Source organism: Nonomuraea purpurea (assembly GCF_042650645.1).
GTDB classification, from domain to species: Bacteria; Actinomycetota; Actinomycetes; order Streptosporangiales; family Streptosporangiaceae; genus Nonomuraea; species Nonomuraea purpurea.
This window is the reverse complement of record NZ_JBHSBI010000022.1, coordinates 126,175-150,096: the sequence shown is the minus strand read 5'-3', so window position 1 is coordinate 150,096 and position 23,922 is coordinate 126,175. Positions and strand designations below refer to the sequence as shown.

Here is a 23,922-nt window from a genome sequence, read left to right as displayed (position 1 = left end):
TTGCGATTTATGACTTGAGGGGGACTTGGGGTTGACTTGGGGCTCGTGGAAGTCAGGCTGTTCGGCCCGCTTGAGGTGGACGACGACGACGGCAACCGGCTCGACCTCGGCACTCGCAAGCAGCGGGCGGTCCTGGCCAGGCTGGCGCTGGAGCCCGGCCGCGTCGTCCCGCTCGACCGGCTGATCGAGGAGCTGTGGGCGGGGGAGGCGCCGGCCAAGGCCACGGCGACGCTGCAGGCGTACGTCTCGCATCTGCGGCGGGTGCTGGAGCCGGGACGCAGGCCGCGCACGCCGCCCCGGGTGCTGCTCACCCGCGAGCCGGGCTACCTGCTGAACCTCACGCCCGGCCAGACCGACGTGGGCCGCTTCGCCGCGTGGGCCGCCGACGGCGCGCGCCTGCTGAAGCAGGGGCGGCACGCGGAGACGGCCCGGGTACTGGATCGGGCGCTCGCGCTGTGGCGCGGGGAGCCGCTGGCCGAGTTCCCCGATCTGGCGCCGGCGGCCTCCGCGCGGCTGGGCGAGCTGCGGCTCGCGGCCGAGGAGGACCGGCTTGCGGCCCGGCTGGCGCTGGGGGAGGCCAGCGTGCCCGACCTGGAGGCGCTGACCGAGGCGCATCCCTACCGGGAGCGGGCGTGGGGGCTGCTGGTGCTCGGGCTGTACCGTGGCGGACGCCAGGCCGATGCGCTGGTGGCGCTGCGCAGGGTGCGCGCGCTGCTCGCCGACGAGCTGGGGATCGAGCCGGGCCCCGAGCTGCGACGGCTTGAGCAGGCGGTGTTCGACCAGGCACCCGATCTCGACGCGCCCCTGGCCGGTGGCGCTTCCCTGGTGGGCGGTGCTCTCACGACTGGCGGTACTCCCGTGGTGGGCGGCGCCCTCGCGGGCGGCGGTACTCCCACGCCCAACCTTGCCGCCGCGCCCGTCCCCGGGGGCGCCCGTCCGGGGACGGCGGTTGCGTTCGACGGGGACAGGCTGGTCGGCAGGGAAGGTGAGCTGCGGGTTCTGGAGGAGCTGCTGTCGCAGGCCCGGCGTGGCAGAGGCGGGCTCGTCCTGGTCACCGGTGAGGCGGGCATCGGTAAGACGAGCCTGGCCAGGGCCGCCGCCGACCTGGCCGCGGCCAGGGGCTTCCGGGTGGAGTGGGGCCGCTGCCTCGACGGCGGCACCGCCCCCGCGTTCTGGTCGTGGACCCGCGCCGGCCTGATCCCCGCCTCCCCGCACCCCGAGCTGTTCGACCTGTACGACGCCGTGCTGGCGGAGCTGCGCACCGGCCCCCTGCTCGCGGTGTTCGAGGACCTGCACTGGGCCGATGCCTCCTCCTTGAAGCTGCTCGGCCACGTCGCGGGCGAGCTGTCCAGGACCTCCGCGCTCGTCGTGGCCACGCTCAGGCCGGAGCCGGGCGAGCATCCCGAGCAACTGCGCGAGACCTTGGGCGCGCTGGCCCGGGAGGGCCGCAGGTTGCCGCTGTCGTCGTTCGACGCCACGGACGTGCGCGACTACCTGCGCCTGCGTGGCGTGGCGGCCGACCCCCAGGAGCTGCTCGACCGCTCGGGCGGCAACCCGTTCTACCTGACCGAGCTGCTCCGCCTGCCGGAACGCGAACGCCACCACGTCCCCGCAGGGGCCCGCGACGTCATCGAACGCCGCCTGGCCCGCCTCCCCGAGCCCACCAGGGAGCTGCTCGGGGCCGCCGCGGTCGCAGGCAGGGAAGTGCGGACGGACCTGCTGACCGCCCTTGTGGAGCGCCCCGTGGAGGAGGTCATGTCGCACCTGGAGCCCGCGCTGGCCGCCGGGCTGCTGACCGAGGCCGCCGACTACCGCTTCTCCCACGCCCTCGTACGGCAGGCGCTTGACGCGGGCCTGACCAGGCTCGACCGCGCCCGTCTGCACCTGCGGGCCGCCGGGCACCTGGAGACCCTGCCCGGCGCCGATCCGGCGATCCTGGCGGGCCACTTCGCGGCGGCGGCCAGGCTGGGCGGCGCGCCCAAGGCCGTCACCTACGCCGTCCTGGCCGCTGGTCAGGCCGCGGAACGGCACGGCTACCAGGAGGCCGTCCAGATGTGGGAGCTGGCGCTCGACCACCTGCCGCCCGGCGACTCGCCCGCGCGCTGCCGCGTGCTGACCGAGCGGGGCCAGGCCCGCCGCACCCTGGGCGACGCCGAGGGCGCCTACCGCGACCTGAGCGAGGCCGTCGCCCAGGCCCGGCGGCTCGGCGACCGGGACGCGCTGGTGGCGGCGGTGTCGGTGTTCGGCGGGTTGTCGGTGTGGAACTGGCGCCCGTACGGCACCGTGGACGAGGACATGGTCGCGCTCCTGGAGGGCCTGCTGGCCGGCGACCTCGACGACCGCTCCAGAGCCGCGCTCCTGGGCACGCTCGGCACCGAGCTGCACTACGGCCCCCGGCGCGCCGAGGGCGAGCGGCTGGCGCTCGACGCGGTCGTCCTGGCCCGCCGCGTGGGCGAGCCCATGCTGCTGGCCAGGGCGCTGAACAACTACCTGATCGCGAGCTTCGTCCCTGGCCGCAACGCCGAGCGGCTCGCGGCGGCCGAGGAGATGGTGGCCATCCCCGGCCTGCCCAGGGAGGCCAGGCTGGTGGCGCGGGTTCTGCGCATGTCGTGCCTGGTGCGGGCGGGCGAGCTGGCGGAGTGGCACAGGGACCTGGCCCGCTGCGAGCAGCTCCTTCACGAGGTCGACCGGCCCGAGCTGGAGGCCATGGTCCGCGTCTCCCAGTCCGCCGACCATGTGCTGCACGGCCGGTGGGCGGAGGTGGAGGCGCTGATCGAACGCTTCCCTGCGATCGTCTTCGGAGCGAGCCTGTGGGGTCTGGACGCCCGCCGTCTGGCCGCCCTCTACGCGTGCCGACGCGGCCAGGGACGGGTGGCGGAGGTGCTGGACGAGCTCGTGGCCGAGGGCGACCGTCCGCTCATGACGATGGTGCGCCCGCTCGCCGTCCTGGCCTGCCTGGATGTGGGGCGCACCGAGCAGGCGCGGCAGCTCGTCGAGCGGTGGGGCGTGGACCTGCGGGTGGACTGGTCGGCGGACTTCTTCTTCCCCGTCTGGGGGCTCGTGGCCGCCCAGTTGGGCACGCCCGATCCCGGGGAGATGTACCGGCTGCTGCTGCCGATCGCCGACCAGCAGGTCGTCATGGGCATGGGCAGCGCGGCCTTGGGCTGCGTGCAGGACGTGCTGGCCGAACTCGCGCTCAGGCTCGGGCACACGCGCAAGGCGATCGAGCACAACGAGGCCGCCGTCGCCGCGCACCGGCGGCGCGGGCTGACGTACTGGGAGTCACGCAGCCGCGCCCGCCGCTCCGAACTGACGCACTGAGTCCTGTCGGTGGGCCCGCGTAGGGTGAGCCCATGCCCGACATCGAGGTCGCCGGACGTGAGGTCCGCATCACCAGCCCCGACAAAGTGCTCTTCCCGAAGAGCGGTCACACCAAGCTCGACCTGATCCACTTCTACCAGGCCGTGGGCGACGCGGCGCTGCGCGGGGTCCACGGGCGGCCGATGGTGCTCAAGCGGTATGTGAAGGGCATCGAGGAGGAGGCTTTCTTCCAGAAGCGCGCGCCCGCCAAGCGGCCCGACTGGATAGAGGTGGCCGAGCTGAAGTACCGCTCGGGCCTGAGCGCGGAAGAGGTGGTCTGCACCGATCTGGCCCAGTTGTTGTGGGTGGTCAACCTCGGGTGTGTCGACCTCAACCCGCATCCGGTGCGCCTCGACGACCTTTCCAAGCCCGACGAGCTCCGCATCGACCTCGACCCGGTGCCCGGCGTCGAGTGGTCCGACGTGCTCAGGACGGCGCAGGTGGCGCGGGAGGTGCTGGCCGATTATGGGCTGGTGGCCTGGCCCAAGACGTCCGGGTCGCGGGGCTTCCACGTCTACGCCCGGATTGAGCGGCGCTGGCCGTTCGCCAAGGTGCGCAAGGCGGCAGAGACGGTGGCGCGCGAGGTCGAGCGGCGCGCCCCCGACCTGGCCACCAGCCGGTGGTGGAAGGAGGAGCGGCACGGGGTGTTCGTCGACTTCAACCAGAACGCCTACGACCGCACCGTGGCCTCCGCCTACTCCGTGCGGGCCGTGGCCGACGCCCGCGTGTCCACGCCGCTGTCCTGGGACGAGGTGCCGGGGTGCAGGCCCGAGGCGTTCACCATCGAGACGGTGCCGGGGCGGCTGGCCGAGCGCGGTGATCCCTGGGCCGACATCGATCAGCACGCCGGCTCCCTCGACGGGCTGCTGGAGCTGGCCGAGGAGCTCGGGCCCGCGCCCAAGCCGCCCAAGGGCGAGGGGCGCAGGCAGCAGACGATGCCCCTCATCGAGATCGCCCGCGCCCAGCACCAGGACGAGGCCATGGCCGGGTTCGAGCGATGGAAGGCCCGGCACTCCGAGGTGGCGGCCAAGCTGGAGCCGGCCGACGTGCTGGTGGACGCGATGCGGGGGCGCAGCAGCGTCTGGTACCGGGTTCGGGTCAACCTGCAGCACGTTCCCGAGGGGGAGCGGCCGGCGCAGGAGGCGCTTGAAGTCGACTACGACCCTTGGCACGGCGCCCACCAACCTGAGTGAGGCGTCCCATGGGGGAAATGTTGCCTTATGTGAACTTTCGAGTGCACTGCGTGCATATACCGATTCCGGGTGGGTAGCGCCGTGGCAAGGGCTCCTCGGGGGAGGGAACCGTGGACATCAACATCGGCCAGGGCCTCACGGACGCCTGGCGAGCGGTGGCGACGTTCGTGCCGAAGCTCGTCGCGTTCATCGTGGTGCTCATCATCGGCTGGATCGTGGCCAAGGCGCTGGAGAAGATCGTCGACAAGCTGCTCGAACGCATCGGCTTCGAGCGGGCCGTGGAGCGCAGCGGGGTGCATCGGTGGCTGGAACGCAGCAGGTACACCGCCAGCAGCCTGCTCGCCAGGATCGTCTTCTATGCGATCCTGCTGATCACCCTGCAACTCGCCTTCGGCGTCTTCGGGCCGAACCCGATTTCGCTGCTGCTCGCCGGCGTGGTGGCGTGGCTGCCCAAGGCCATCGTCGCCATCGTGATCATCGTGGTGGCCGGAGCCGTGGCCAAAGCCGTCAAGGACATCCTGGACGGCGCGCTCGGAGGGCTGTCCTACGGCCGCTGGGTGGCGACCGTCGCGGCGATCTTCATCTGGGCGCTGGGCATCATCGCCGCGCTCAACCAGATCGGCGTGGCCACCACCGTCACGACACCCGTCCTGATCACGTTCCTCGCCACCGTCGGCGCGATCATCGCGATCGGCGTCGGCGGCGGTCTCATACGGCCCATGCAGGAGCGCTGGGAACGCTGGATCGCCCGCATCGAACAGGAGGCACCGCAGGCCAGGGCGCATGCCGAGGCATATCAGCGCGGCCGTGAGGACGCCCGGTCGATGGCCGAGGAGACCCCGCCCACCCGTCCGACACCGGGCGGCGCCCACCGCGCGTCGGAGTTCCCACCCGATTGAGGGCTCATCGGATCACGCGGGGTTGCCGTCCTCCAGGAAGCCCAGCTCGCGGGCCAGCCAGCACACCGCCGTCAGCCGCAGCGCCGGCGCGTCGGACTCGCCGCTGAAGACCCAGCCGCGATGGCGCAGTTCGTCGAGGAAGCCCAGGAGGTAGTCGACCAGCGTCTCCCGGTCCAGCGGGATGGCGTCACGCAGCACCGCCACGTGCTGGTCGACCGCGGCCACCAGCCCGGGGTCGGCGTCCATGCGCGCAAGCTGCGACTCGCCCAGCGAACCCATCAACCATCGCAGGGGCGAAGCCGCCCAGCCGTCCTCGAAAACCACCAGGCAACCTTAAAGCATCACCCAAGGTCAGCGGCCTTCGCGGTACTGCGCGAGGATGCGGTCGACGAGTTCGGGGGCCGCGCCGACGTCCGTTCCGATCTGAATGTTGGCCCGCATCCGCTCGGGGAACACCCGCAGCCCTGCGACCAGTTCGGCGGCGGTTTCGGCCGCCCCGCCCGTCAGGCGCAGCGCCTCGCGCAGTGGTAGCCACTCCGCCTGCCAGGCGCCCGCGGCCCGCTCGTGCTCTCCGGTTTGCCCGAGCAGTTGCGTGTACACGGGCACCTGCAGCGCGGCGGAGCGGATCATGACCGACAGGGCCGGGTTGCGCTTGTGCGGCATGGCCGACGAACTCCCCTCCGAGGACTCGGCCACCTCGCCGACCTCGGTCTGGGCCAGCAGGATCACGTCGGAGGCCACCTTGCCGAGCGCGCGGGCCGTGCCGGCGAGCGCGGCGCCCAGGTCGGCGACCACGGAGCGTTCGGCGTGCCACGGCGCCGAGGGCACGGCCAGCCCCAGCTCCTCGGCGAACACCTCCACCAGCGCGAACACACGCTCGGACGAGGCAAGCGCCGCCTGCGCCCCCGCGGCCCCGCTGGGTTGTGTCGGTGGGGTGGTCTGTGCGTCTGCGGCTTGGCCGGGTTGTGAGGTGAAGGCCGCCAGGGTGCCTGCGGCCCCGCCGAGTTGGGCGGGTAGACGCAGTTCGCGTAGCCGCGCGCGGGCCCGCATGAGCCCGGCCAGCCACCCGGCCGCCTTCAGCCCGAACGTGGTCGGCACCGCCTGCTGCCCCAGCGTCCGGCCGGCCATTGGCGTGTCTCTGTGCTGTTCGGCCAGCTCGCCCAGATCCCGCATGATCGCGCCCAGATCGCCCACGATGCCGCGTACCGCCCGCGTGGCCACCAGCATGGCAGCGCTGTCGAGGATGTCCTGGCTGGTCGCGCCCCGGTGCACGTACTCGGCCGCCCCTGGCACGGCCTGGCGCAGGTCGGCCACGAGCGGGACGACGGGGCTGGCCGACTTCCTGGCCCGCCTGGCCAGGTCGGCAGGGTCGAGGACCAGCAGGTCAGCCGTGCGCGCGATGGCCGCCGCCGCGTCGTGCGGGATGAGCTCAAGCCGGGCCTGCGCGCGGGCCAGCGCCGCCTCGGCCTCCAGCATGGCGTGCAGCCAGGCCGCGTCGGAGGTGATCGCCTCCACCCGGGTGCCGGCGCGCACGGGCGCCAGGAGCCCGCCGCCGGAGTCGCCGGCGTGGGAGGGCGCGGTATGCCCGCTGTCGGGGTCGCCGGCGTGGGAGGGCGTGCGATGCCCGCCGTCGGGGTCGTTCACCATGGCATTCCAACGTAGTTCTCCGCCAGCGTCGTCGCCGCCGCTTCCGAGGAGGTCACGTAGTCCAGGTAGGACAGTTGCAGCCGCCGCGCGTACGGGTCGTCGTCCTCGAACGTGTGCAGCAGCGTCGTCATCCACCACGAGAAGTGCTGCGCCCGCCACACCCGCTTCAGGCACGCCGCGGAGTAGCCGTCGAGCAGTTCGGCCGAGCCGCGCTCGAAGTAGGCCGCCAGGGCTTCGGTCAGCACGCGGACGTCGGCCACGGCCAGGTTGAGCCCCTTGGCGCCGGTGGGCGGCACGATGTGGGCGGCGTCGCCGGCCAGGTAGAGCCGCCCGTACTGCATGGGCTCGACGACGAAGGCGCGCATCGGCGTGACGCCCTTCTCCATGATCTCGCCAGTGGTCAGCGTGAAGCCGGGCACGGTCTCCAGGCGGGCCTTCAGCTCGGCCCAGATCCGCTCGTCCGGCCACTCCTCCTCCCTGGCGTCCGCGGGAACCTGCAGGTAGAAGCGGCTGACCGTGGGCGAGCGCATGCTGTGCAGCGCGAAGCCGCGCTCGGTCCTGGTGTAGATGAGCTCCTGCGACGACGGCGCCACCCTGGCCAGGATGCCGAGCCAGGCGAAGGGATAGTCCCGCTCGAAGACGCTCAGAACGCCCTCGGGAATGGACGGCCGTGACACGCCGTGGAAGCCGTCGCAGCCGGCGACGATCTCGCAGTCGAGCCGCTGGCCGCCGAACGTCAGGTACGGCTGCGACTGCGGCGAGTGCACGGCCACGTCCTCGACCTCGAAGCGTATGTCGCCGCCTGCCGCCAGCCGGGCCGCGATCAGGTCCTTGACCACCTCCTGCTGCCCGTACACGGTGATGGACCTGCCGGGGACGAGCCGCTCGAAGGCGATGCGGTGCCCGGCGCCGCCGTACCTGAGCTCGATGCCGTGGTGCGGCAGCCCCTCGCGTTTCATCCGCTCGCCGACGCCCGCCTCGACCAGCGTGTCCACCGTGCCCTGCTCCAGCACGCCGGCCCGCACGCGCCGCTCGACGTAGTCGCGGCTGCGTTTCTCCAGCACCACGGAGGAGATGCCGCGCAGGTGGAGCAGATGAGACAGGAGCAGCCCGGCGGGGCCCGCCCCGATGATCCCGACCTGAGTACGCATGAGGGCAAGCATCCTGCCTCAACCGCTCCATGGACAAGGAGGGCGGTCCCGATCGGACATTTTCGGAAATTCCCGGGTAGGGGCCCGACATGCGCATTCTGGTCACGGGAGCCACCGGGACGCTGGGCGGCGCCCTCGTGCCCGCGCTGGTCAAGGAGGGCTACCAGGTAAGGGCGCTGAGCCGCGCCAAGCGTGACAGCACCGCCCACGTCGAGTGGATCTGGGGCGACCTCGTCTCCGGCAAGGGCCTGGACGAGGCCCTGCGCGAGGTCGACGCGATCGCGCACCTGGCCACCAGCGGCCCCAGAGGGCGCGGCGTCGTGGACGTGCCGGGCACCCGCATGCTGATCGCCGCCGCCCACGCCGCCGGGGTGCCGCACCTGCTGTTCACCTCGGTCGTCGGCTCCGACCGCGCCGCCGTCGGCTACCTGGCCCACAAGCTGGAGGCCGAGCGCCTGATCGCCGAGAGCGGCCTGGGCTGGACGGTCCTGCGCGCCACGCCGTTCCACCAGTCGCTCGACCGGCGGCTCAAGGACTTCAGCGCGCTGCCCGCGCTGCCCGTGGACCGCTCGCTGCCCTGGCAGCCGGTGCACTCGGGCGAGGTCGCCGCGCGGGTGGCGGGCCTGTTCGCCGGCGGCCCCCTGCGCACCGAGATCGAGTACGGCGGCCCCCAGGTCATCGACACCGAAGAGCTGGTCAAGACGTGGCTGCGGGCCAGGGACCTGCGCCGCCCCTGCCCGCCCGTCCGCTATCCGGGCCGCCTGTACGCGGCCCAGCGCGCCGGCGACCTGCTCACCGACGCCACCCCCAAGGGCGAGATCACCTGGCACGACTACCTGTTCCCGCCGCCGCCCGACCCCTCCGACGACTTCGCCTCCGAGCACACCGCCTCTCCCACCAGCCCGGCCAACCAGCCGGAGTACGACCCGGACCTGCACGTGTACGGGGGCGACGAGGGATACGAGCGCCCGACCCGCGGCTGACCGCTTTTACCCGCTCGTTACGCGATGCCCTCTTGTTTGTCGTTCGCTGGCATGTGTACGGTCCTTTCATTGCTACTTAACAACTTGTTCAGTGCAGCCATTCGAGAGGTTCGATGACGATGTCGGAGAACACCCGCTTGGGTGCACGCATCCGTGCCTACCGCAATATGCGCCACATGACCGTGCGCGCACTCGCGACCCAGGCAGGGGCGAGCGCCAGCTTCATCAGCCAGTTGGAGCGGGGGCAGACCAGCTCCAGTGTTGGCATGCTCAGGCGGATCGCCTCGGCGCTCGGGCTCACGATCGCGGATCTGTTCAGTGAGGAGGACGACGTCGGCCACCGCGTGGTGCGCCGAGCTCAGCGTCCGGAGCTGCCCACCGGCCCCGGTGCGCGCAAGTTCCTGATCTCCCAGCGCCCGCTCCAGAACATGGAGATGTACGCGGGGGAGTTCGAACCGGGTTCGTCGACCGGGGACGAGCCCTACACCCACGGCGACGCCCAAGAGATCTTCCTCGTGCTCCGCGGCCGGATCACCCTCTGGCTCGGCCCCGCGGGCTCGGCCGCCGCGCACGTGCTGGAGCAGGGAGACAGCGTCGAATACCGCACCTCCGTCCCCCACCGCGTCGTCAACGAGAACGATGAGACCGCTGAGGTCCTGTGGGTGGTGAGCCCGCCCACTCCATCAGCCTGAACCCCACGAAACACCCGCGACAAGGGGGTAACCCATGCCGAAGCACTCGGCGCGACTGGCCGGTACGGCCGCCGTCGCGGCCTCGCTGCTGCTGGCGACGGCCTGCGGCGCCGGTTCGACCGCGCCTGCCTCGATCGACCTCGGCTCAGGACCCGCCGCCGCCGGCACCGTCAAGAAGGACGCGCTCAGCGGCCTCAACATGAGCTTCGTCTCCTACGGAGGCGTCTACCAGGAGGGCCAGCAGAAGGCCGCCGTCGACCCCTTCGCCCAGGAGTCAGGCGCCAAGATCCTGCAGGACGGCCCCACCGACTACGCCAAGATCAAGGCCCAGGTCGACTCCTCCAACGTCACCTGGGACGTCATCGACGCCGACTCCATCTGGGCCGAGGCGCAGTGCGGCACCCTGCTGCAGCCGCTCGACTACACGATCATCGACAAGTCCAAGATCCCCGAGGGGCTGGCGGGCGAGTGCACCGTCCCGGCGATGCAGTACGGCATGGTGCTGGCCTACAACAAGAACAAGTTCGGCGCGAACCCGCCCAAGGGCTGGAAGGACTTCTACGACACCACGAAGTTCCCCGGCAAACGCGCCATCTCCGGCAACCCCGGCGACTCGGCCCCAGGGCCGTTCGAGTCCGCGCTGGTCGCCGACGGCGTCGCTCCCGACCAGCTCTACCCGCTGGACGTGGACCGGGCCACCAAGAAGCTGCAGTCGATCCGTCCCAACCTGGTCTTCTGGAAGACCGGCGCCGAGGCCCAGCAACTCGTGGAGTCCGGCGAGGTGGACCTGGCGATGATCTGGAGCGGCCGGGCGTATGCGGCCGTCAAGAACGGCGCGCCGTTCCAGGTGAGCTTCGACCAGTGGATGCCGGTCATGGACTCGCTGACCGTGCCGAAGAACGCCAAGAACCCCAAGGCGTCGATGGCCCTGATCAACTACTACCTGGGCGCGCAGCAGCAGGCCAAGCTGACCGAGCTGACGTCGTACTCGCCGATCAACACCGACGCCAAGCCGAACCTGGACGAGCTCGGCAAGTCGTTCCTGACGACGGGCCCGGGGACGGCGGAGAAGGCACTCAAGATCGACTCCAAGTGGTGGGCGCAACACCAGCCGGAGATGATCGAGAAGTGGTCGGCCTGGCTCGGCGGCTGATCCCCGATGGCCGGAACCCTCCAGGCGGTCGCGCCGTCGGCGGCCACGCGCCAGGCGGAGCCAGAACGCCGCCCGGCGCTGCTGGTCCTGCCCGCGCTGATCGCGCTCGCCGTCTTCTTCCTCTATCCACTGATCTCGATGGTGATCAGCGCGTTCACCGACCCCGCGCCGGGCGTGGCGAACTTCACCTGGTTCTTCGGTGAGGCGCAGAACCTGCGCGTGCTGGGCCGCACGTTCACCACAGCGCTGTGGGTGACGGTGATCGCGCTGGCCCTGTCCTACCCGTACGCGTACGCGATGACGATCGCCGGGACGCGGGCCAGGGTGGTGCTGACGCTGCTGGTGCTGGTGCCGTTCTGGACCAGCCTCATGGTGCGCACGTTCGCGTGGGTGATCCTGCTGCAGGACACCGGCGTGGTCAACGACGCGCTCGGGCTGGTCGGGCTGGGGCCGTTCAACCTGATCCGCACCCAGACGGGCGTCGTGATCGGGATGGTTCAGCTCCTGATGCCGTTCATGGTGCTGCCGCTGTACGCGGTGATGAGCGGGATCGACCGGCGCCTGATCACTGCGGCGGGCAGCCTGGGGGCGCGCCCCGTCAAGGCGTTCTTCACCGTTTACGTGCCGCTCTCGCTCCCGGGGGTGTCGGCGGGCTGCCTGACCGTGTTCATCAGCGCGCTCGGCTTCTACGTCACCCCGGCCCTGCTCGGCTCGCCGACCGACGCGCTGCTCTCGCAGCAGATCTTCACGCAGGTCAACGGGCTGCTCAAGTGGGGACGCGGCGGCGCCATGGGCGTGGTGCTGCTCGGGCTCACCCTGGCCATGATCGCGATGCTGGGGCTGACCCTGCGCCGCGTGGGAAAGCGGGTCACCGGATGAGCGCGCGTGCGGGCCGCGGGGTGTTGTGGGCGTTCTGCGTGCTGGTCGGGGTGTGGCTGGTCGCGCCCGCGCTGGTCGTCGTGCCGCTCAGCCTCACCTCGAAGGCCTCGCTCAAGTTCCCGCCCGACGGCTATTCCCTGCGCTGGTACGAGCACTTCTTCAGCGACTCCGCCTGGGTGTCGGCCCTGTGGACCTCGATCCAGGTGGCCCTGCTGGTCACCATCGTGGCCACCACGCTCGGCACGGCGGCGGCGCTCGGCCTGACCAGAGCCAGGATGCGCGGGCTCGCGCTGGTCCAGGGCTCGATGCTGGCCCCGATGATCGTTCCGGGCGTCGTACTGGCCATCGGCGTCTACGCCGTGTTCCTGAAGTTGCAGCTCGTCGGCACGCTGGCGGGGTTCGTCATGGCGCACACCGTGCTCGCGCTGCCGTTCGTGATGATCCCGGTGACCGCCGCGCTGAGCGGCTTCGACCGGCGGCTGGAGAGCGCGGCGGCCAGCCTCGGCGCGGGACGCTGGACTGCCTTCCGCACGGTGACGCTGCCGCTGGTCGCGCCCGGCGTGGCCGCGGGGGCGCTGTTCGCCTTCGTCACCAGCTTCGACGAGGTGGTCGTCTCGCTGTTCATCCAGAGCCCCTATCTGCAGACGCTGCCGGTCAAGATGTACGCGAGCGTCACCCGCGAGACCGATCCGACCATCGCAGCGGCGGCCACGATGATCATCGTGCTGACCACGAGCCTCGTGCTGGCCGCCACCTTCTTCGTCGCCAGGAGGTCACGTGCCCCTCAGTAACGATCTCGCCTCGCGCGGCGCCGGCATCGAGCTGACCGGCCTCACCAAGCGTTACGGCGGCTTCGTCGCCGTCGACGAGGTGTCGCTGTCGATCAAACCGGGCGAGTTCATCACGCTGCTCGGGCCGAGCGGCTCGGGCAAGACGACCACGCTGAACATCATCGCCGGCTTCGACCGGCCCAGCTCCGGCGACCTGACCGTGGACGGAACCGCCATCGGCGCGACGCCCGCGCACAAACGGGACATGGGCATGGTCTTCCAGCACTACGCCCTGTTCCCGCACATGACGGTCGCCGACAACATCGCCTACCCGCTCAAACAGCGCAAAGTGCCCAAGGAGCGGCGGGCCGAACTGGTCGCCGCCGCGCTGGCCACCGTCCACCTCGGCGAGTACGGCCACCGCTACCCACGCGAGCTGTCCGGCGGCCAGCAGCAGCGCGTCGCGGTCGCCAGGGCCATCGTCTACAGCCCGCGCGTGCTGCTCATGGACGAGCCGCTGGGCGCCCTGGACAAGAAACTGCGCGACTGGCTCCAACTGGAGATCAAGCGCATCCACGGCGAGCTCGGCACCACGTTCGTGTACGTCACCCACGACCAGGACGAGGCGCTGGTGCTGTCGGACCGCGTCGCGGTGTTCAACGGCGGACGCATCGAGCAGGTCGGCCCCGCCGACGAGCTGTACGAGCGGCCCGCCACCCTGTTCGTGGCCCGCTTCCTCGGTGAGTCGACGATCCTGCGCGGCGAGGTCACGCCCGAGGGCATCGGCGTCTGCGCGCGGCTGCTGCGGGCCCCCGGCACGCTGGAGGACACGAAGGGGGCGCTGGTCGTGCGCCCGGAGCGGCTGGCCGTCCGCAAGGCGGGGTTCGCCCCCGACCCCGGATGGAACGCCCTGCCGGCCACTGTCACCGGCGAGATCTACCTTGGCTCCAGCAGGAAACTCGAGTTGCGGCTGCCCGACGGCTCGGCCGCGCTGGTACGCGAGCAGGCCGGACACCTCAGCGACGCCCGCGGGGGCGACGAGGTCACGCTCACCTGGCGGGTCGCCGACTCCGTCCTGCTACCCGACTCGCCCGATGTGGAGGCTGTGCTGACATGAAAGACATCCCGCTAGCCAAGGACTTCGCCAACGGTGGCGTCTCCTGGTGGTACCGCCAGATCGGCCTGCCCGATCGGCGTCCCGCGCTGCCGGGGCCGCGCGACTACGACGTGGCGATCGTCGGCGGCGGCTACACCGGCCTGTGGACCGCCTACTACCTGAAGAAGGCCGACCCCGGCCTGCGGATCGCGATCCTGGAGAAGGAGTTCGCCGGGTTCGGCGCGTCCGGGCGCAACGGCGGGTGGCTGTCGGCCGAGTTCGCCGGGTCGCGCCGGCGGCACGCCAAGGCACGCGGGCGGCAGGCGATGATCGACCTGCAGCACGCCATGTTCCGGGGTGTGGACGAGGTCATCGAGGTGACCCGGGCGGAGGGCATCGACGCCGACATCCACAAGGGCGGCCTGATGCACGTCGCCACGAACCCGGCCCAGCGCCGCCGGCTCCGCGAGGAGATCGCGGACCTGCGCGCCTGGGGGTACGGCGAGGAGGACCTGCGCCTGCTCGACCGAGACGAGCAGCACGAGCGGGTGCGGGCCGCGGGCACCCTCGCGGCCTCCTACTCCCCGCACTGCGCCCGCATCCAGCCCGCCAAGCTGGCCGTCGGCCTGGCCGCCGTGGTCGCGGCGCTGGGCGTGGACATCTTCGAGAACACGCCGGTGACCGAGATCAGGCCCCGCCAGGGCGGACGGGCCTCGGCGCTCACCCCGCGCGGCGCCGTCACGGCCGAGTACGTCATCCGCGCCACCGAGGGCTTCACCGCCTCCCTGACCGGCCAGCACCGTCAGTGGCTGCCGATGAACAGCTCCATGATCGTCACCGAGCCGCTGCCCGCCGAGGTGTGGAAGCACCTCGGCTGGAGCGGCCGGGAGCTGCTCGGGGACGAGGCGCACGCCTACATCTACGCCCAGCGCACGGCCGACGACCGCATCGCCATCGGCGGGCGCGGGGTGCCCTACCGCTACGGCTCGCGTACCGACACGCGGGGTGCCACGCAGCCGCAGACGGTCGCGCTGTTGTGGCGGATGCTGATCAAGCTCTTCCCCGAGGCGGCCGACGCGCGCATCCAGCACTCCTGGTGCGGCGTGCTCGGCGTGCCCAGGGACTGGTGCTCCACGGTGCACCTGGACCACGCCAGCGGCCTCGGCTGGGCGGGCGGCTACGTCGGCAGCGGCGTCACCACCACGAACCTGGCCGGGCGCACGCTGCGCGACCTGGTGCTGCGCCGCGACACCGAACTGACCACGCTGCCCTGGGTGGGGCGGCAGGTGCGCCAGTGGGAGCCGGAGCCGCTGCGCTGGAGCGGCGTGCAGCTCATCTACGCCCTCTTCCGTGCCGCCGACCGGCACGAGAACGACCGAGGCAACACCACCTCCGCCTACGCCCGGCTGGCCAACCTGATCTCCGGCCGCTGAGGCTAAGCTGATCATCATGCATCGCAGTCGTGTGTACGCCCTCCTGATCGACACCCCCGAGCCCGAGGCCGCCCGCGCGGCGGCCTTCTGGGCCGCGGCCCTCGGGGCCACGGCCGAGCCGCTACCCGGCTACGAGCAGTTCACCTCGCTGCACGGCGCCATGTCCGGCCCGCTGGCGGCCGTTCAGTCGGTCGACGACGAGCCGCGCATGCACATCGACTTCGAGACCGACGACGTCGATGCCGAGACCGCGCGGCTGGTGGCGCTCGGCGCGAGCGAGGTCTCTCGCTGGCAGGAGTGCCGCACCCTGCGCGCGCCCGGCGGCCACCTGCTGTGCGTGCTGCCCGTGGAGAGCGACCGCGCGGTGTTCGAGGCCGAGGCCAAGGTCTGGCCGTGACCTTCAGCGTGCCACGGCCGTGGCACGCTGAAGATCAGCCATTTACGAGAATTCCACTGTGTCGACCGTGTGCGCGGCGATCACGTCCCAGTCGTAGGTGACGCCGATGCCGGGCCCCTCGGGGACGGGCACGCAGCCGTCCGAGCCGATCGCCGTCAGGCCGTCGCGGTAGTCGTCGGCGTAGATGAGCTGGCTGCGCCCGATCTCCGAGGACTTCGGGTGCACGAAGGACATCTCGTAGTAGTTGGTGTTCCTGATGGAGGCCATGAGCTGGCGCTGCACGGGGCCGGGCGTGTGCAGCTCGACGTCGAGCCCGAACCCCTCGGTCGCGTGCGCGATCTTGAGGGCGCCGGTGACGCCGCCGTCGTACTCCGCGTCGGCGCGCACGAAGTCGGTGCCGCCGCCGCAGATGAAGTCGACGTGCTGCTCCAGGCCGCGTACGTGCTCGGTCTGCAGCAGCGGCGTCCTGATCAGCTCCCGCAGCCGCTTGTGGCCCTGGATGGAGATGCCGGTGTCCTTGTACGGGTCCTCCAGCCACAGGTAGCCGGCCTCGTCGCAGGCCCGCCCCACCTGCACCGCGTGCGCGAAGGTCTCCAGCTTCGACCCCGGGTCCAGCATGAGGTCCATGTCGGGCCCGACCGCGTCGCGCACCGCCTGGATCGTCTTGACGACCTCGGGGATCGTGTAGTCGTCCCAGACGTGCAGCTTGTAGGCCCGGTAGCCCAGCTCCTTGCACTGGACGGCGAAGTCGGCGTACGCCTCGGCGCTGTCCAGCCCGCCCGCGCGGTCGCCGGCCGCCGTGGAGGCGTAGGCGGGCAGCCGCGTCTTCCAGCCGCCGAGCAGGGTACGGATCGGCACCCCGAAGGCCCGCCCCATCAGGTCCCACAGGGCGATGTCGATCAGCCCCATGCCCATTTTGTCGAACTTGCGGAGCTGCCGCTTGACGTCGTTGTAGATGAGCTCGCGCTGGAAGGGGTCCTTGCCGATCAGGTATTTGCCGAACATGTTGACCTGGGCCGCGCCGACGGAGTTCCCGCCGACGTACTCGCCGGTCACGCCCTGGTCGGTGTGGACGCGTATGGCGTACGCGCTGACCGTCTTGCGGCTGCCCGGCTGGTAGACCAGCGAGAACCCGGTCGGGTGCTTGGCGAAGTCGGTCATCTCGAACGTGGCCCGGTCGATCCGGACCCTGTCGATCTTCATGCGCTCTTCCATTCGTTCATCGGCGTCTCGCCCCGCAGCACGCGCAGCACGTCCTGCGCGACCATCACGCCCATGTCCCTGTTGGCCTCGTAGGTGCAGGCGCCGATGTGGGCGCTCATGACGGTGTTCGGCGCGTCGCGCAGCGGGCTGCCGGCCGAGGGCGGCTCGTCGGCGAAGGCGTCCAGCGCCGCCCCGCCCAGCCGGCCCGCGTGCAGCAGCTCCGCCAGGGCCTCCTCGTCGACCAGGCCGCCCCTGGAGGTGTTGACCAGGATCGCGCCCGGCTTCATCGACTCCAGCTCCGCCCGGCCGAGCAGCGGGGGCGCGCCCGGCGTGGCGGGCAGGTGCAGGCTGACGTAGTCGGCTTCGGCCAGGCACTCGGCCAGCCCGGCCGCCCGCACCTCGCCGCCGAGCGTCGCGTACGGGTCGTGGACCACGACCGTCATGCCGAAGGCGCGGGCGTAGCCGGCCACCAGACGGCCGATGCGGCCGTAGCCGATGATCCCGAGGGTCTTGCCGACCAGTTCGGGGCCGAACAGCTTGGGCCAGCCGCCGGCGCGGATGGCCGCGTCCGACTGGGCGATCTTCCTGGCGGCGGCCAGCATGAGGCCGAACGCCAGCTCGGCCACGGCGCGCGAGTTGCTGCCCGGCGCGTACACCACGGGGACGCCGCGCGACCTGGCCGCCTCGACGTCGATGGTGTCCACGCCGACGCCGTGCTTGGCGATGACCCGCAACCCCCGGCCCGCCTCGATGACCTCGGCGGTGACGGCGTCCAGGCCGACGATCACCGCCTCGGCGCCGGCGACGCGCTCCAGCCCGCCGTGCTCGACCACGCAGCCGCCCTCGCGCAGCACCCGCAGCGGCTCCTGCGAGTGTTTGGCGAACGTGGGCGTGGTGACCAGGACCCTCATTCGCCCCTCGCGGCCTTCAGATGCGCGGCCGCGGCCTGCTCCAGGTGGACGAGGTCGGAGGCGACGGTGGCGAAGGTGAACCCCTCGGCCAGGCGGCGCGCGGCCTGCTCGCCGCCGGGGTTGTGGATCCCGGCCGCGATCCCGGCGTCCCTGGCGGTGTTCCTGACCTTCGCAAGCGCCGCCTCGAACACCTCGGCGACCTCGGGGTCGTTCGGGAACCTGCCGCCGACGGCCAGGCACAGGTCGGACGGGCCGACGTACACGCCGTCCAGGCCGGGCGTGGCGCAGATGGCCTCGATGTCAGCCAGCCCCTGCGGCGTCTCGATCATCGCCAGGACCAGCACGCTGTCGTCGGCCTCCGCCGGGGTGGGGCCGATCCGCAGCATCGAGCGCATCGGCCCGTAGGAGCGGCGGCCCCCGGCAGGGTAGCGGGCGGCGGAGACCGCGCGGGCCGCGTCCTCGGCCGTGTCGACCAGCGGCACGATCACGCCGCCCGCGCCGAAGTCCAGGGCCCGGCCGATGACCGCCGGGTCGCCCGACTCGACGCGCACCATGCCGACCGAACGGCCGCCCGCGTCCACGGCCATCAGGCCCGACAGCAGACCGTCGTTGCCGATCAGGCCGTGCTGGCCGTCCAGCGCGACGTAGTCGTAGCCGAGCCGGGCCAGGCGCTCGGTGGCGATGGGGGCGTCCAGTACGACCCAGTAGCCGATGCAACGTTCTCTGTTGCGGATCTTTCTGGCGAACTCGGCCGCGGTCATCAAATCTCCTCTACGCCGATGCGGACGTGCTTGATCACTTTGCGGTGGTAGGTGTAGGCGACGTGTAGTTCGCCGTCGGGGGTCTGCGTGATCGACGGGTACGACAACTCTCTGTTGAGCCCCTCACGCGAGTTGTTGGTCATGCAGTAGCCGTCGCCCGTTTCGAGGTCGCTCACGTCGGGCCAGGTGCGCCCGCCGTCGGACGACAGCGCGAGCGACAGCGGGGCCCGAGGCGCCCCCCAGAACGCGGCCCCCTGGCTGCTCTGCCCGTGGCCCTCGATCTCGTCGTAGAGCGAGACGCGGCGCTCGGTGGCGTCGGCCCTGCTGCTGTTGTTGAACACCAGCGCCACCCGCCCGTCGGCCAGGCGGGTGGCCTGGATGGAGGAGTTGTTGTTGGGCAGCGCGGTCGGTTCGGGGGCGCTCCAGGTCCTGCCGCCGTCCTGCGACCTGGACTCGTGGACGTGGTCGGCCCAGCGGCTGCGGAACAGCGCGAGCAGCGTGCCGTCGCTCAGGGGGACGACGTTCATGTGCACGCAGCCGGTGCTGCCGGGGATCTCCTGGTGCGCCCAGGTCCTCCCGCCGTCGCGCGAGACGTACAGGGCGCTGGTGTCGTGGTCGCCGGCCCACTTGCCGGTGGCGGGCCGCTTGCAGCGGAAGACCGGCAGCAGCCAGCACTCCTCCAGGACCACGATCGGCTGGCGGACGAACACGCCGCCGTCGGGGTCGGCGGGGATGAGCGTGCGGACCGGGCCCCAGCTCGCGCCGCCGTCCGCCGAGACGCGCATCCTGACCTCGGCGGTGTCCTGGTCGCCCGCGTGCTGGGCGGTGTAGAGCAGCCACAGCGCGCCGTCGGGGGCGGGGAACAGGACGGGGTTCTGCTCGGAACGGGTGTCGTCGTCGGACAGCCGCACGGGCGCCGACCAGGCGCCGCCGTCGCCGCTCTGCCGCGAGAACCAGATAGATATGTCCGACATACCCTCTTGGGTGCCGCCGAACCAGACGCACCCGAGATCACCGCCGGGCAGCGGCATCAGGTTGGCCGCGTGCGCCTGCACCGTGGGGGTGGGCAGCAGGTCAGTGATCATCGGTTGTACCTCGGCATCGGGCCGCGCAGGCCGTCGCCCACGGCGTCGCAGGCGGCGGCCACGTCGTCCGGCAGCGGCCCTGCGGCCAGCGCGGCCAGGTTGGCGCGCAGGTGGCCGAGTCCGGAGGCGCCGATCAGCACCGCGTCGACCACCGGCTTGCCGGTCAGCCAGCGCAGTGACAGCTCGGCCAGGGGGATCCCGGCCCCGGCGGCGATCGCGTCGAGCGTCTCGACGGCCTTGAACAACTCCGCGTCCCAGTACCGTTCCCGGTACATCGCCGCCAGCCGCGAATCGCCGAAACGGCCCTTGTCCGGGGCCTGGTCGAAGCGGTGCCTGCCGGTCAGCAAACCGCCGCCCAGCGGGTTGTAGACCATCGTGCGCAGGCCGGTGGTGAGGGCGAACTCGGCGTACTCGTCCTCGATCCTTCTGGCCAGCAGGTTGTAGAGCTGCTGGGCCACCACCGGGCGCGGCGTGATGCCGGCGATCTGCCAGGCGGCGTAGTTGGACACCCCCAAGCTGCCGATCTTGCCCTCCGCGATCAGCTCGGCGACCGTGGCCAGGGTGTCCTCCAGCGGCGTGGCCCGGTCGGGCTGGTGCAGGTAGAACAGGTCCACGTGCTCCACGCCCAGCCGCCGCAGGCTGCCCTCCAGGCAGGCCCGCAGCCCGGCGGGGGAGAGCGGCGCGTGCCCGCCCGCGTCGGGGTGCGGGATGCCGGCCTTGGTCGCCAGCACCACCCGATCGCGACGGCCCCGCAGCAGGGTGCCGAGGATCTCCTCCGCGGCCCCGCCGGCGTAGCCGTTGGCCGTGTCGACGCCGGTCACCCCGGCCTCGAGCGCGTGGTCGAGCATCAGGCCCGCGGTCTCGGCGTCCACGGTGTCACCGAACGTCATGGTGCCGAGCACCGGTTCGGGGGTCATCGGGTCACTCCTTTCGCTGCGGCGAGCACATCGCGCGGCTTGCGCCCCCGCATGGTCGTCGGATCGAGCGCCGCCGCGCGCAGCGCCCGCGTGTAGGGTTCCCGGGGTTCTGCGAGCACCTCGCCGGTGGGGCCGTGCTCGACCATCCGGCCCGCCCGCATCACCAGCACCTCGTCGCTGATCTCCCGCACCACGCCCAGGTTGTGCGAGATGAACACATACGTCAGCCCGCTCTCCCTGCGCAGCTCGTTGAGCAGCGCCAGCACCTGGGCCTGCACGGACACGTCCAGCGCGCTGGTGGCCTCGTCGCAGACCAGCACCTCGGGGCGGCTGGCCAGCGCCCTGGCGATGCCGATCCGCTGGCGCTGGCCGCCGGAGAACTCCGCGGGCCGCCGTCCCAGCGCGCTCGACGGCAGGCCCACCCGGTCGAGCAGCCCGGCCGCCTCCCGCTCGCGTTCGGCCCCGGATCGCACGCCGCGCAGCTTGAGCGGCTCGCCCACGATCTCGGCGGCCGTCATGCGCGGGTCCAGGGAGCCGTAGGGGTCCTGGAAGACCATCTGGATGCGGGATCTGATCGGCCGCAGCCGCCGCTCGTTCATGCGGGCCAGGTCCTGGCCGTCCAGCAGCACCTCGCCCGAGGTCGGGGTGAGCAGCCGCACCAGCGACCTGGCGATCGTGGACTTGCCGCAGCCCGACTCGCCGACGACGGCCAGGCTGCCGCCCCTGTTCACGGAGAAGCTGACGCCGTCCACGGCGCGGAAGCGCTCGCGGCCCGTGGCGTACTCGACGACGAGGTCGCGCACCTCCAGCAGCGCGCCGCTCATCGGAACCTCGGCACGGCGCTCAGCAGCGACCGGGTGTAGTCCTCCCGGGGCTCGTCCACGATCTGTTCCACCTCGCCGCTCTCCACGAATCTCCCGTCCTTCATGACGTGGACGCGGTCGGACACCAGCCGCGCCACCCCGAGGTCGTGCGTGATCATCAAGATCCCCATCCCGGTCTCCTCCTGCAGCCTCAGCAGCAGGTCGAGGATGGCCGCCTGCACGGTCACGTCCAGCGCGCTGGTGGGCTCGTCGGCGACCAGCAGTCGCAGCCGCCCGGCCAGCGCGATCGCGATCAGCACCCGCTGGAGCATGCCGCCGGAGAGCTGGTGGGGGTGCCGGCCGAGCTGCCGTCGAGGGTCGGGGATGCCGACCTGGCCGAGCAGGTCGGCCGCGCGGTCGGCCGCGGCCTTCCTGGACAGGCTCGGGTCGCGCAGCCGGACGGCCTCGCCGAGCTGGCCGCCGATGGTGTGGACCGGGCTGAGCGCCGTCATCGGGTCCTGCGGGATCAGCACGACCTTGTCGCCGCGCAGCCGGGCCGCCGCTCGGGGGTTGCCCACCACATCATGGCCATCAATCACGATTTTTCCGGATACGGCCGCCTCGTCGTCGGGCAGCAGCCGCAGCACGCCCATCGCCGTCGTCGACTTGCCCGAGCCCGACTCGCCGATGATGGTCACGGTCTCGCCCGACTCGATCGAGAACGACACCCCGTCCACCGCCTTGACCACGCCGCGCTCGGTCATCAGCTCGACCCGCAGGTCCGTCACGTCCAGCATGTCCCTCACCTCCGCTCGTACAGGGCGTCGCCGACCAGGTTCACGCCCACGACCAGCAGCACGATCACCAGCCCCGGCAGCGTCACCAGCCACCACGACGTGGTGACGTAGTCCTGGCCGTCGGAGATGATCCGCCCCCAGGTCGCGAACGGCCGCTGCGGGCCCGCCCCGAGATAGCTGAGCGCGCTCTCCAGCAGCACCGCCTGAGCCAGCAGCAGCAGGACGACCAGCCCGGCGCGCCTGATGATGTTCGGGATGACGTGGACGGCCAGCACGCCCGCCCGGCGCAGGCCGAGCATGCGGGCGGCGTCCACATACGGTTTCTCCCGTTCGACCAGCACCAGCGACCGCGCGATCCGCGCCACCTCCGGCCACTGCGCCAGCGCGATGACCATCGTGATCACCGGCACGGACGCGCCGAACAGGGCCACCACGAGCAGCAACATCATCAGCAGCGGCAGCGAGAGCTGCGCCTCCAGCAGCCGGGAGACGACCGCGTCCACCCAACCGCCGAAGTACCCGGCGGCCGAGCCCGCCAGGATGCCGACGATCCCCGACACCAGCACGGCGAGCACGCCGATCAGCAGCGACACCTGCCCGCCGTGCAGCACCCTGGCCAGCAGGTCGCGGCCGAGCTGGTCGGTGCCGAACAGGTGCCCGTCCGTCAGCGGGGCCAGCCGCCGCGAACCCAGATCCTGCTGGTCGGGCCCCGGAATCGGGAGCAGGTTGGCCAGCGCCACCGGCAGCACCACGATCGCGGTGCACACCGAGCCGGCCCAGAGCTTGAGCTTCCTGCCCCGGCGCCGCCGCGTGACGGCGGCCCCGGCCAGAAGCGCGGGGGTGACGGCGGTGGTCATCGGCTGACCGCCTTTCCTAGGCGAATGCGGGGATCGAGCACGGAGTAGGCCAGGTCGACCAGGAACTGCACCAGCACCGCGGCGGCGGCCGTGACCAGCACCGTGGCCTGGATGAGCGGATAGTCCCTGGTCTCCAGCGCCCGCACCACCAGCGAGCCGACGCCCGGCCAGGCGAAGACCACCTCGACCACGACCACGCCGTTCACCATGGCGGCGAAACGGGTGCCCAGCGCGGTCAGCACCGGGATGGCCGAGTTCGCCATCGCATACCGCCAGGTCAGGCCGAAGGAGGAGACGCCGCGCGAGCGCGCCACCGTCAGATAGGGGGCGGCCAGGTTCGCGCACATCTCCCGCCGCACCAGGCGCGAGATCAGCGCGATCTGCAGGACCGCCACCGTGACCGTGGGCAGCACCAGCCCGCCCCACGTGGCGAACCCGGACGCCGGCAACACCGGCACCACGACCGCGAACAGCGTCAGCAGCATGACGCCGGTCCAGAACTCCGGCATCGACTGGCCGGCGATCGTCAGCACGTTCGCCGCCAGCTCCCTGCGCGTGTCGGCGCGCCGCGCCATCCACACGCCCAGCGGGATCGCGACCAGCGCCGTCACCAGGATGGCGGAGGCGGCCAGGGTGATCGTGTACGGCATTCGGCCCATGACCACGTCGAGCGCCGGCGCCTGGAAGGAATAAGAGGTGCCGAAGTCCCCGGTGAGCAGGTTCTTGATGAACAGCCCGTACTGCGTGATCAGCGGCTCTTCCAGCCCGAACATCTGCCGGACCTTCGCCAGGTCCTCGGTCGTGGCCAGCGGCCCGGCGAACGCGGCGGCCGGATCGCCGGGAGCCAGCCTGATCAGCACGAACACGGTGGACACGGTCAGGAAGACCGTCAGGACGCTCTGCCCGAGCCGCCGCACGGCATAACCGATCATGGG

The 23,922-nt window shown here is 71.7% G+C and carries 23 protein-coding genes; 11 read left to right on the top strand and 12 right to left on the bottom strand.

What is annotated here, in order from left to right; genetic code table 11:
• Positions 1 to 45: 45 nt before the first annotated feature.
• The 3 genes from ACFOY2_RS35745 (at position 46) to ACFOY2_RS35735 (ending at position 5,452) form a co-directional block, all read left to right on the top strand.
• A complete protein-coding gene (locus ACFOY2_RS35745) occupies positions 46 to 3,321 on the top strand; it encodes a BTAD domain-containing putative transcriptional regulator (protein WP_379532530.1) in 3,276 nt (1,091 codons plus the stop codon).
• A 32-nt stretch (positions 3,322 to 3,353) separates the two neighbouring features.
• Complete coding sequence (gene ligD, locus ACFOY2_RS35740; RefSeq protein ID WP_379532529.1) at positions 3,354 to 4,553, top strand: non-homologous end-joining DNA ligase; 1,200 nt, start codon at positions 3,354 to 3,356, stop codon at positions 4,551 to 4,553.
• A gap of 116 nt (positions 4,554 to 4,669) precedes the next feature.
• Complete coding sequence (locus tag ACFOY2_RS35735) at positions 4,670 to 5,452, top strand: mechanosensitive ion channel family protein (protein WP_379532564.1); 783 nt, start codon at positions 4,670 to 4,672, stop codon at positions 5,450 to 5,452.
• 12 nt (positions 5,453 to 5,464) lie between these two features.
• Here the strand turns inward: ACFOY2_RS35735 and ACFOY2_RS35730 are convergent, their stop codons facing one another.
• From ACFOY2_RS35730 to ACFOY2_RS35720, 3 genes are read right to left on the bottom strand one after another with little or no spacing between them, the layout of a single operon-like run.
• A complete protein-coding gene (locus ACFOY2_RS35730) occupies positions 5,465 to 5,776 on the bottom strand; it encodes a DUF6401 family natural product biosynthesis protein (RefSeq protein ID WP_379532528.1) in 312 nt (103 codons plus the stop codon).
• A 27-nt stretch (positions 5,777 to 5,803) separates the two neighbouring features.
• The gene (locus tag ACFOY2_RS35725) at positions 5,804 to 7,099 is read right to left on the bottom strand and encodes a lyase family protein (protein WP_379532527.1); all 1,296 of its coding nucleotides are present in this window, start codon (positions 7,097 to 7,099) and stop codon (positions 5,804 to 5,806) included.
• Entirely contained in the window at positions 7,093 to 8,250 is a 1,158-nt protein-coding gene (locus ACFOY2_RS35720) for a 4-hydroxybenzoate 3-monooxygenase (RefSeq protein ID WP_379532526.1), read from the bottom strand. The genes ACFOY2_RS35725 and ACFOY2_RS35720 overlap by 7 nt, the downstream gene beginning before the upstream one ends.
• 89 nt (positions 8,251 to 8,339) lie before the next feature.
• Here ACFOY2_RS35720 and ACFOY2_RS35715 point away from each other — a divergent pair, with 89 nt between their 5' ends.
• The 8 genes from ACFOY2_RS35715 to ACFOY2_RS35680 all read left to right on the top strand — a co-directional run bounded on the left by ACFOY2_RS35715 (position 8,340) and on the right by ACFOY2_RS35680 (position 15,653).
• Positions 8,340 to 9,233 (top strand): SDR family oxidoreductase, encoded by an 894-nt coding sequence (locus ACFOY2_RS35715; RefSeq protein ID WP_379532525.1) that lies wholly within the window; start codon positions 8,340 to 8,342, stop codon positions 9,231 to 9,233.
• Positions 9,234 to 9,346: 113 nt separating this feature from the next.
• On the top strand, positions 9,347 to 9,925 hold the full coding sequence (locus ACFOY2_RS35710) for a helix-turn-helix domain-containing protein (RefSeq protein WP_379532524.1): 579 nt from the start codon (positions 9,347 to 9,349) through the stop codon (positions 9,923 to 9,925).
• Between the two features lie 34 nt (positions 9,926 to 9,959).
• Entirely contained in the window at positions 9,960 to 11,078 is a 1,119-nt protein-coding gene (locus tag ACFOY2_RS35705; RefSeq protein WP_379532523.1) for an ABC transporter substrate-binding protein, read from the top strand.
• A 6-nt stretch (positions 11,079 to 11,084) separates the two neighbouring features.
• A complete protein-coding gene (locus ACFOY2_RS35700; RefSeq protein ID WP_379532522.1) occupies positions 11,085 to 11,957 on the top strand; it encodes an ABC transporter permease in 873 nt (290 codons plus the stop codon).
• The gene (locus ACFOY2_RS35695; RefSeq protein WP_379532521.1) at positions 11,954 to 12,748 is read left to right on the top strand and encodes an ABC transporter permease; all 795 of its coding nucleotides are present in this window, start codon (positions 11,954 to 11,956) and stop codon (positions 12,746 to 12,748) included. Before ACFOY2_RS35700 ends, ACFOY2_RS35695 begins: the two co-directional genes overlap by 4 nt.
• On the top strand, positions 12,735 to 13,844 hold the full coding sequence (locus ACFOY2_RS35690; protein ID WP_379532520.1) for an ABC transporter ATP-binding protein: 1,110 nt from the start codon (positions 12,735 to 12,737) through the stop codon (positions 13,842 to 13,844). Before ACFOY2_RS35695 ends, ACFOY2_RS35690 begins: the two co-directional genes overlap by 14 nt.
• Positions 13,841 to 15,256 carry an NAD(P)/FAD-dependent oxidoreductase gene (locus ACFOY2_RS35685; protein WP_379532519.1) on the top strand — a complete coding sequence of 472 codons (1,416 nt, stop codon included), beginning with the start codon at positions 13,841 to 13,843 and terminating at the stop codon, positions 15,254 to 15,256. The genes ACFOY2_RS35690 and ACFOY2_RS35685 overlap by 4 nt, the downstream gene beginning before the upstream one ends.
• Before the next feature lie 16 nt (positions 15,257 to 15,272).
• Complete coding sequence (locus tag ACFOY2_RS35680) at positions 15,273 to 15,653, top strand: VOC family protein (protein WP_379532518.1); 381 nt, start codon at positions 15,273 to 15,275, stop codon at positions 15,651 to 15,653.
• A gap of 42 nt (positions 15,654 to 15,695) precedes the next feature.
• Here ACFOY2_RS35680 and ACFOY2_RS35675 read toward each other — a convergent pair whose 3' ends face one another.
• Genes ACFOY2_RS35675 through ACFOY2_RS35635 form a run of 9 tightly spaced genes read right to left on the bottom strand, consistent with a single transcriptional unit; the run spans position 15,696 to position 23,919 of the window.
• Positions 15,696 to 16,856 carry an enolase C-terminal domain-like protein gene (locus ACFOY2_RS35675; protein WP_379532517.1) on the bottom strand — a complete coding sequence of 387 codons (1,161 nt, stop codon included), beginning with the start codon at positions 16,854 to 16,856 and terminating at the stop codon, positions 15,696 to 15,698.
• Complete coding sequence (locus tag ACFOY2_RS35670) at positions 16,853 to 17,767, bottom strand: phosphoglycerate dehydrogenase (protein WP_379532516.1); 915 nt, start codon at positions 17,765 to 17,767, stop codon at positions 16,853 to 16,855. Before ACFOY2_RS35670 ends, ACFOY2_RS35675 begins: the two co-directional genes overlap by 4 nt.
• Positions 17,764 to 18,528: an HpcH/HpaI aldolase family protein gene (locus ACFOY2_RS35665; RefSeq protein WP_379532515.1), complete on the bottom strand. Its 765-nt coding sequence runs from the start codon at positions 18,526 to 18,528 to the stop codon at positions 17,764 to 17,766. The genes ACFOY2_RS35670 and ACFOY2_RS35665 overlap by 4 nt, the downstream gene beginning before the upstream one ends.
• Positions 18,528 to 19,613 (bottom strand): sialidase family protein, encoded by a 1,086-nt coding sequence (locus ACFOY2_RS35660; protein WP_379532514.1) that lies wholly within the window; start codon positions 19,611 to 19,613, stop codon positions 18,528 to 18,530. The genes ACFOY2_RS35665 and ACFOY2_RS35660 overlap by 1 nt, the downstream gene beginning before the upstream one ends.
• Positions 19,610 to 20,530, bottom strand: coding sequence for an aldo/keto reductase (locus ACFOY2_RS35655; protein WP_379532513.1), 921 nt, complete (start codon positions 20,528 to 20,530; stop codon positions 19,610 to 19,612). Before ACFOY2_RS35655 ends, ACFOY2_RS35660 begins: the two co-directional genes overlap by 4 nt.
• Positions 20,527 to 21,354, bottom strand: a complete 828-nt coding sequence (locus ACFOY2_RS35650; protein ID WP_379532512.1) for an ATP-binding cassette domain-containing protein — start codon at positions 21,352 to 21,354, stop codon at positions 20,527 to 20,529. The genes ACFOY2_RS35655 and ACFOY2_RS35650 overlap by 4 nt, the downstream gene beginning before the upstream one ends.
• Positions 21,351 to 22,130, bottom strand: coding sequence for an ABC transporter ATP-binding protein (locus tag ACFOY2_RS35645; protein WP_379532511.1), 780 nt, complete (start codon positions 22,128 to 22,130; stop codon positions 21,351 to 21,353). The genes ACFOY2_RS35650 and ACFOY2_RS35645 overlap by 4 nt, the downstream gene beginning before the upstream one ends.
• A 5-nt stretch (positions 22,131 to 22,135) precedes the next feature.
• Positions 22,136 to 22,987, bottom strand: coding sequence for an ABC transporter permease (locus ACFOY2_RS35640; RefSeq protein WP_379532510.1), 852 nt, complete (start codon positions 22,985 to 22,987; stop codon positions 22,136 to 22,138).
• On the bottom strand, positions 22,984 to 23,919 hold the full coding sequence (locus tag ACFOY2_RS35635; protein ID WP_379532509.1) for an ABC transporter permease: 936 nt from the start codon (positions 23,917 to 23,919) through the stop codon (positions 22,984 to 22,986). The genes ACFOY2_RS35640 and ACFOY2_RS35635 overlap by 4 nt, the downstream gene beginning before the upstream one ends.
• Positions 23,920 to 23,922 lie beyond the last annotated feature (3 nt).

Coding starts and splice junctions, on each gene's coding strand:
- ligD (WP_379532529.1), top strand. CDS start 3,354: ATGCCCGACATCGAGGTCGCCGGACGTGAGGTCCGCATCACCAGCCCC.
- ACFOY2_RS35725 (WP_379532527.1), bottom strand. CDS start 7,099: ATGGTGAACGACCCCGACGGCGGGCATCGCACGCCCTCCCACGCCGGC.
- ACFOY2_RS35720 (WP_379532526.1), bottom strand. CDS start 8,250: ATGCGTACTCAGGTCGGGATCATCGGGGCGGGCCCCGCCGGGCTGCTC.
- ACFOY2_RS35715 (WP_379532525.1), top strand. CDS start 8,340: ATGCGCATTCTGGTCACGGGAGCCACCGGGACGCTGGGCGGCGCCCTC.
- ACFOY2_RS35710 (WP_379532524.1), top strand. CDS start 9,347: ATGACGATGTCGGAGAACACCCGCTTGGGTGCACGCATCCGTGCCTAC.
- ACFOY2_RS35705 (WP_379532523.1), top strand. CDS start 9,960: ATGCCGAAGCACTCGGCGCGACTGGCCGGTACGGCCGCCGTCGCGGCC.
- ACFOY2_RS35700 (WP_379532522.1), top strand. CDS start 11,085: ATGGCCGGAACCCTCCAGGCGGTCGCGCCGTCGGCGGCCACGCGCCAG.
- ACFOY2_RS35695 (WP_379532521.1), top strand. CDS start 11,954: ATGAGCGCGCGTGCGGGCCGCGGGGTGTTGTGGGCGTTCTGCGTGCTG.
- ACFOY2_RS35685 (WP_379532519.1), top strand. CDS start 13,841: ATGAAAGACATCCCGCTAGCCAAGGACTTCGCCAACGGTGGCGTCTCC.
- ACFOY2_RS35680 (WP_379532518.1), top strand. CDS start 15,273: ATGCATCGCAGTCGTGTGTACGCCCTCCTGATCGACACCCCCGAGCCC.
- ACFOY2_RS35675 (WP_379532517.1), bottom strand. CDS start 16,856: ATGAAGATCGACAGGGTCCGGATCGACCGGGCCACGTTCGAGATGACC.
- ACFOY2_RS35670 (WP_379532516.1), bottom strand. CDS start 17,767: ATGAGGGTCCTGGTCACCACGCCCACGTTCGCCAAACACTCGCAGGAG.
- ACFOY2_RS35665 (WP_379532515.1), bottom strand. CDS start 18,528: ATGACCGCGGCCGAGTTCGCCAGAAAGATCCGCAACAGAGAACGTTGC.
- ACFOY2_RS35660 (WP_379532514.1), bottom strand. CDS start 19,613: ATGATCACTGACCTGCTGCCCACCCCCACGGTGCAGGCGCACGCGGCC.
- ACFOY2_RS35655 (WP_379532513.1), bottom strand. CDS start 20,530: ATGACCCCCGAACCGGTGCTCGGCACCATGACGTTCGGTGACACCGTG.
- ACFOY2_RS35650 (WP_379532512.1), bottom strand. CDS start 21,354: ATGAGCGGCGCGCTGCTGGAGGTGCGCGACCTCGTCGTCGAGTACGCC.
- ACFOY2_RS35645 (WP_379532511.1), bottom strand. CDS start 22,130: ATGCTGGACGTGACGGACCTGCGGGTCGAGCTGATGACCGAGCGCGGC.
- ACFOY2_RS35640 (WP_379532510.1), bottom strand. CDS start 22,987: ATGACCACCGCCGTCACCCCCGCGCTTCTGGCCGGGGCCGCCGTCACG.
- ACFOY2_RS35635 (WP_379532509.1), bottom strand. CDS start 23,919: ATGATCGGTTATGCCGTGCGGCGGCTCGGGCAGAGCGTCCTGACGGTC.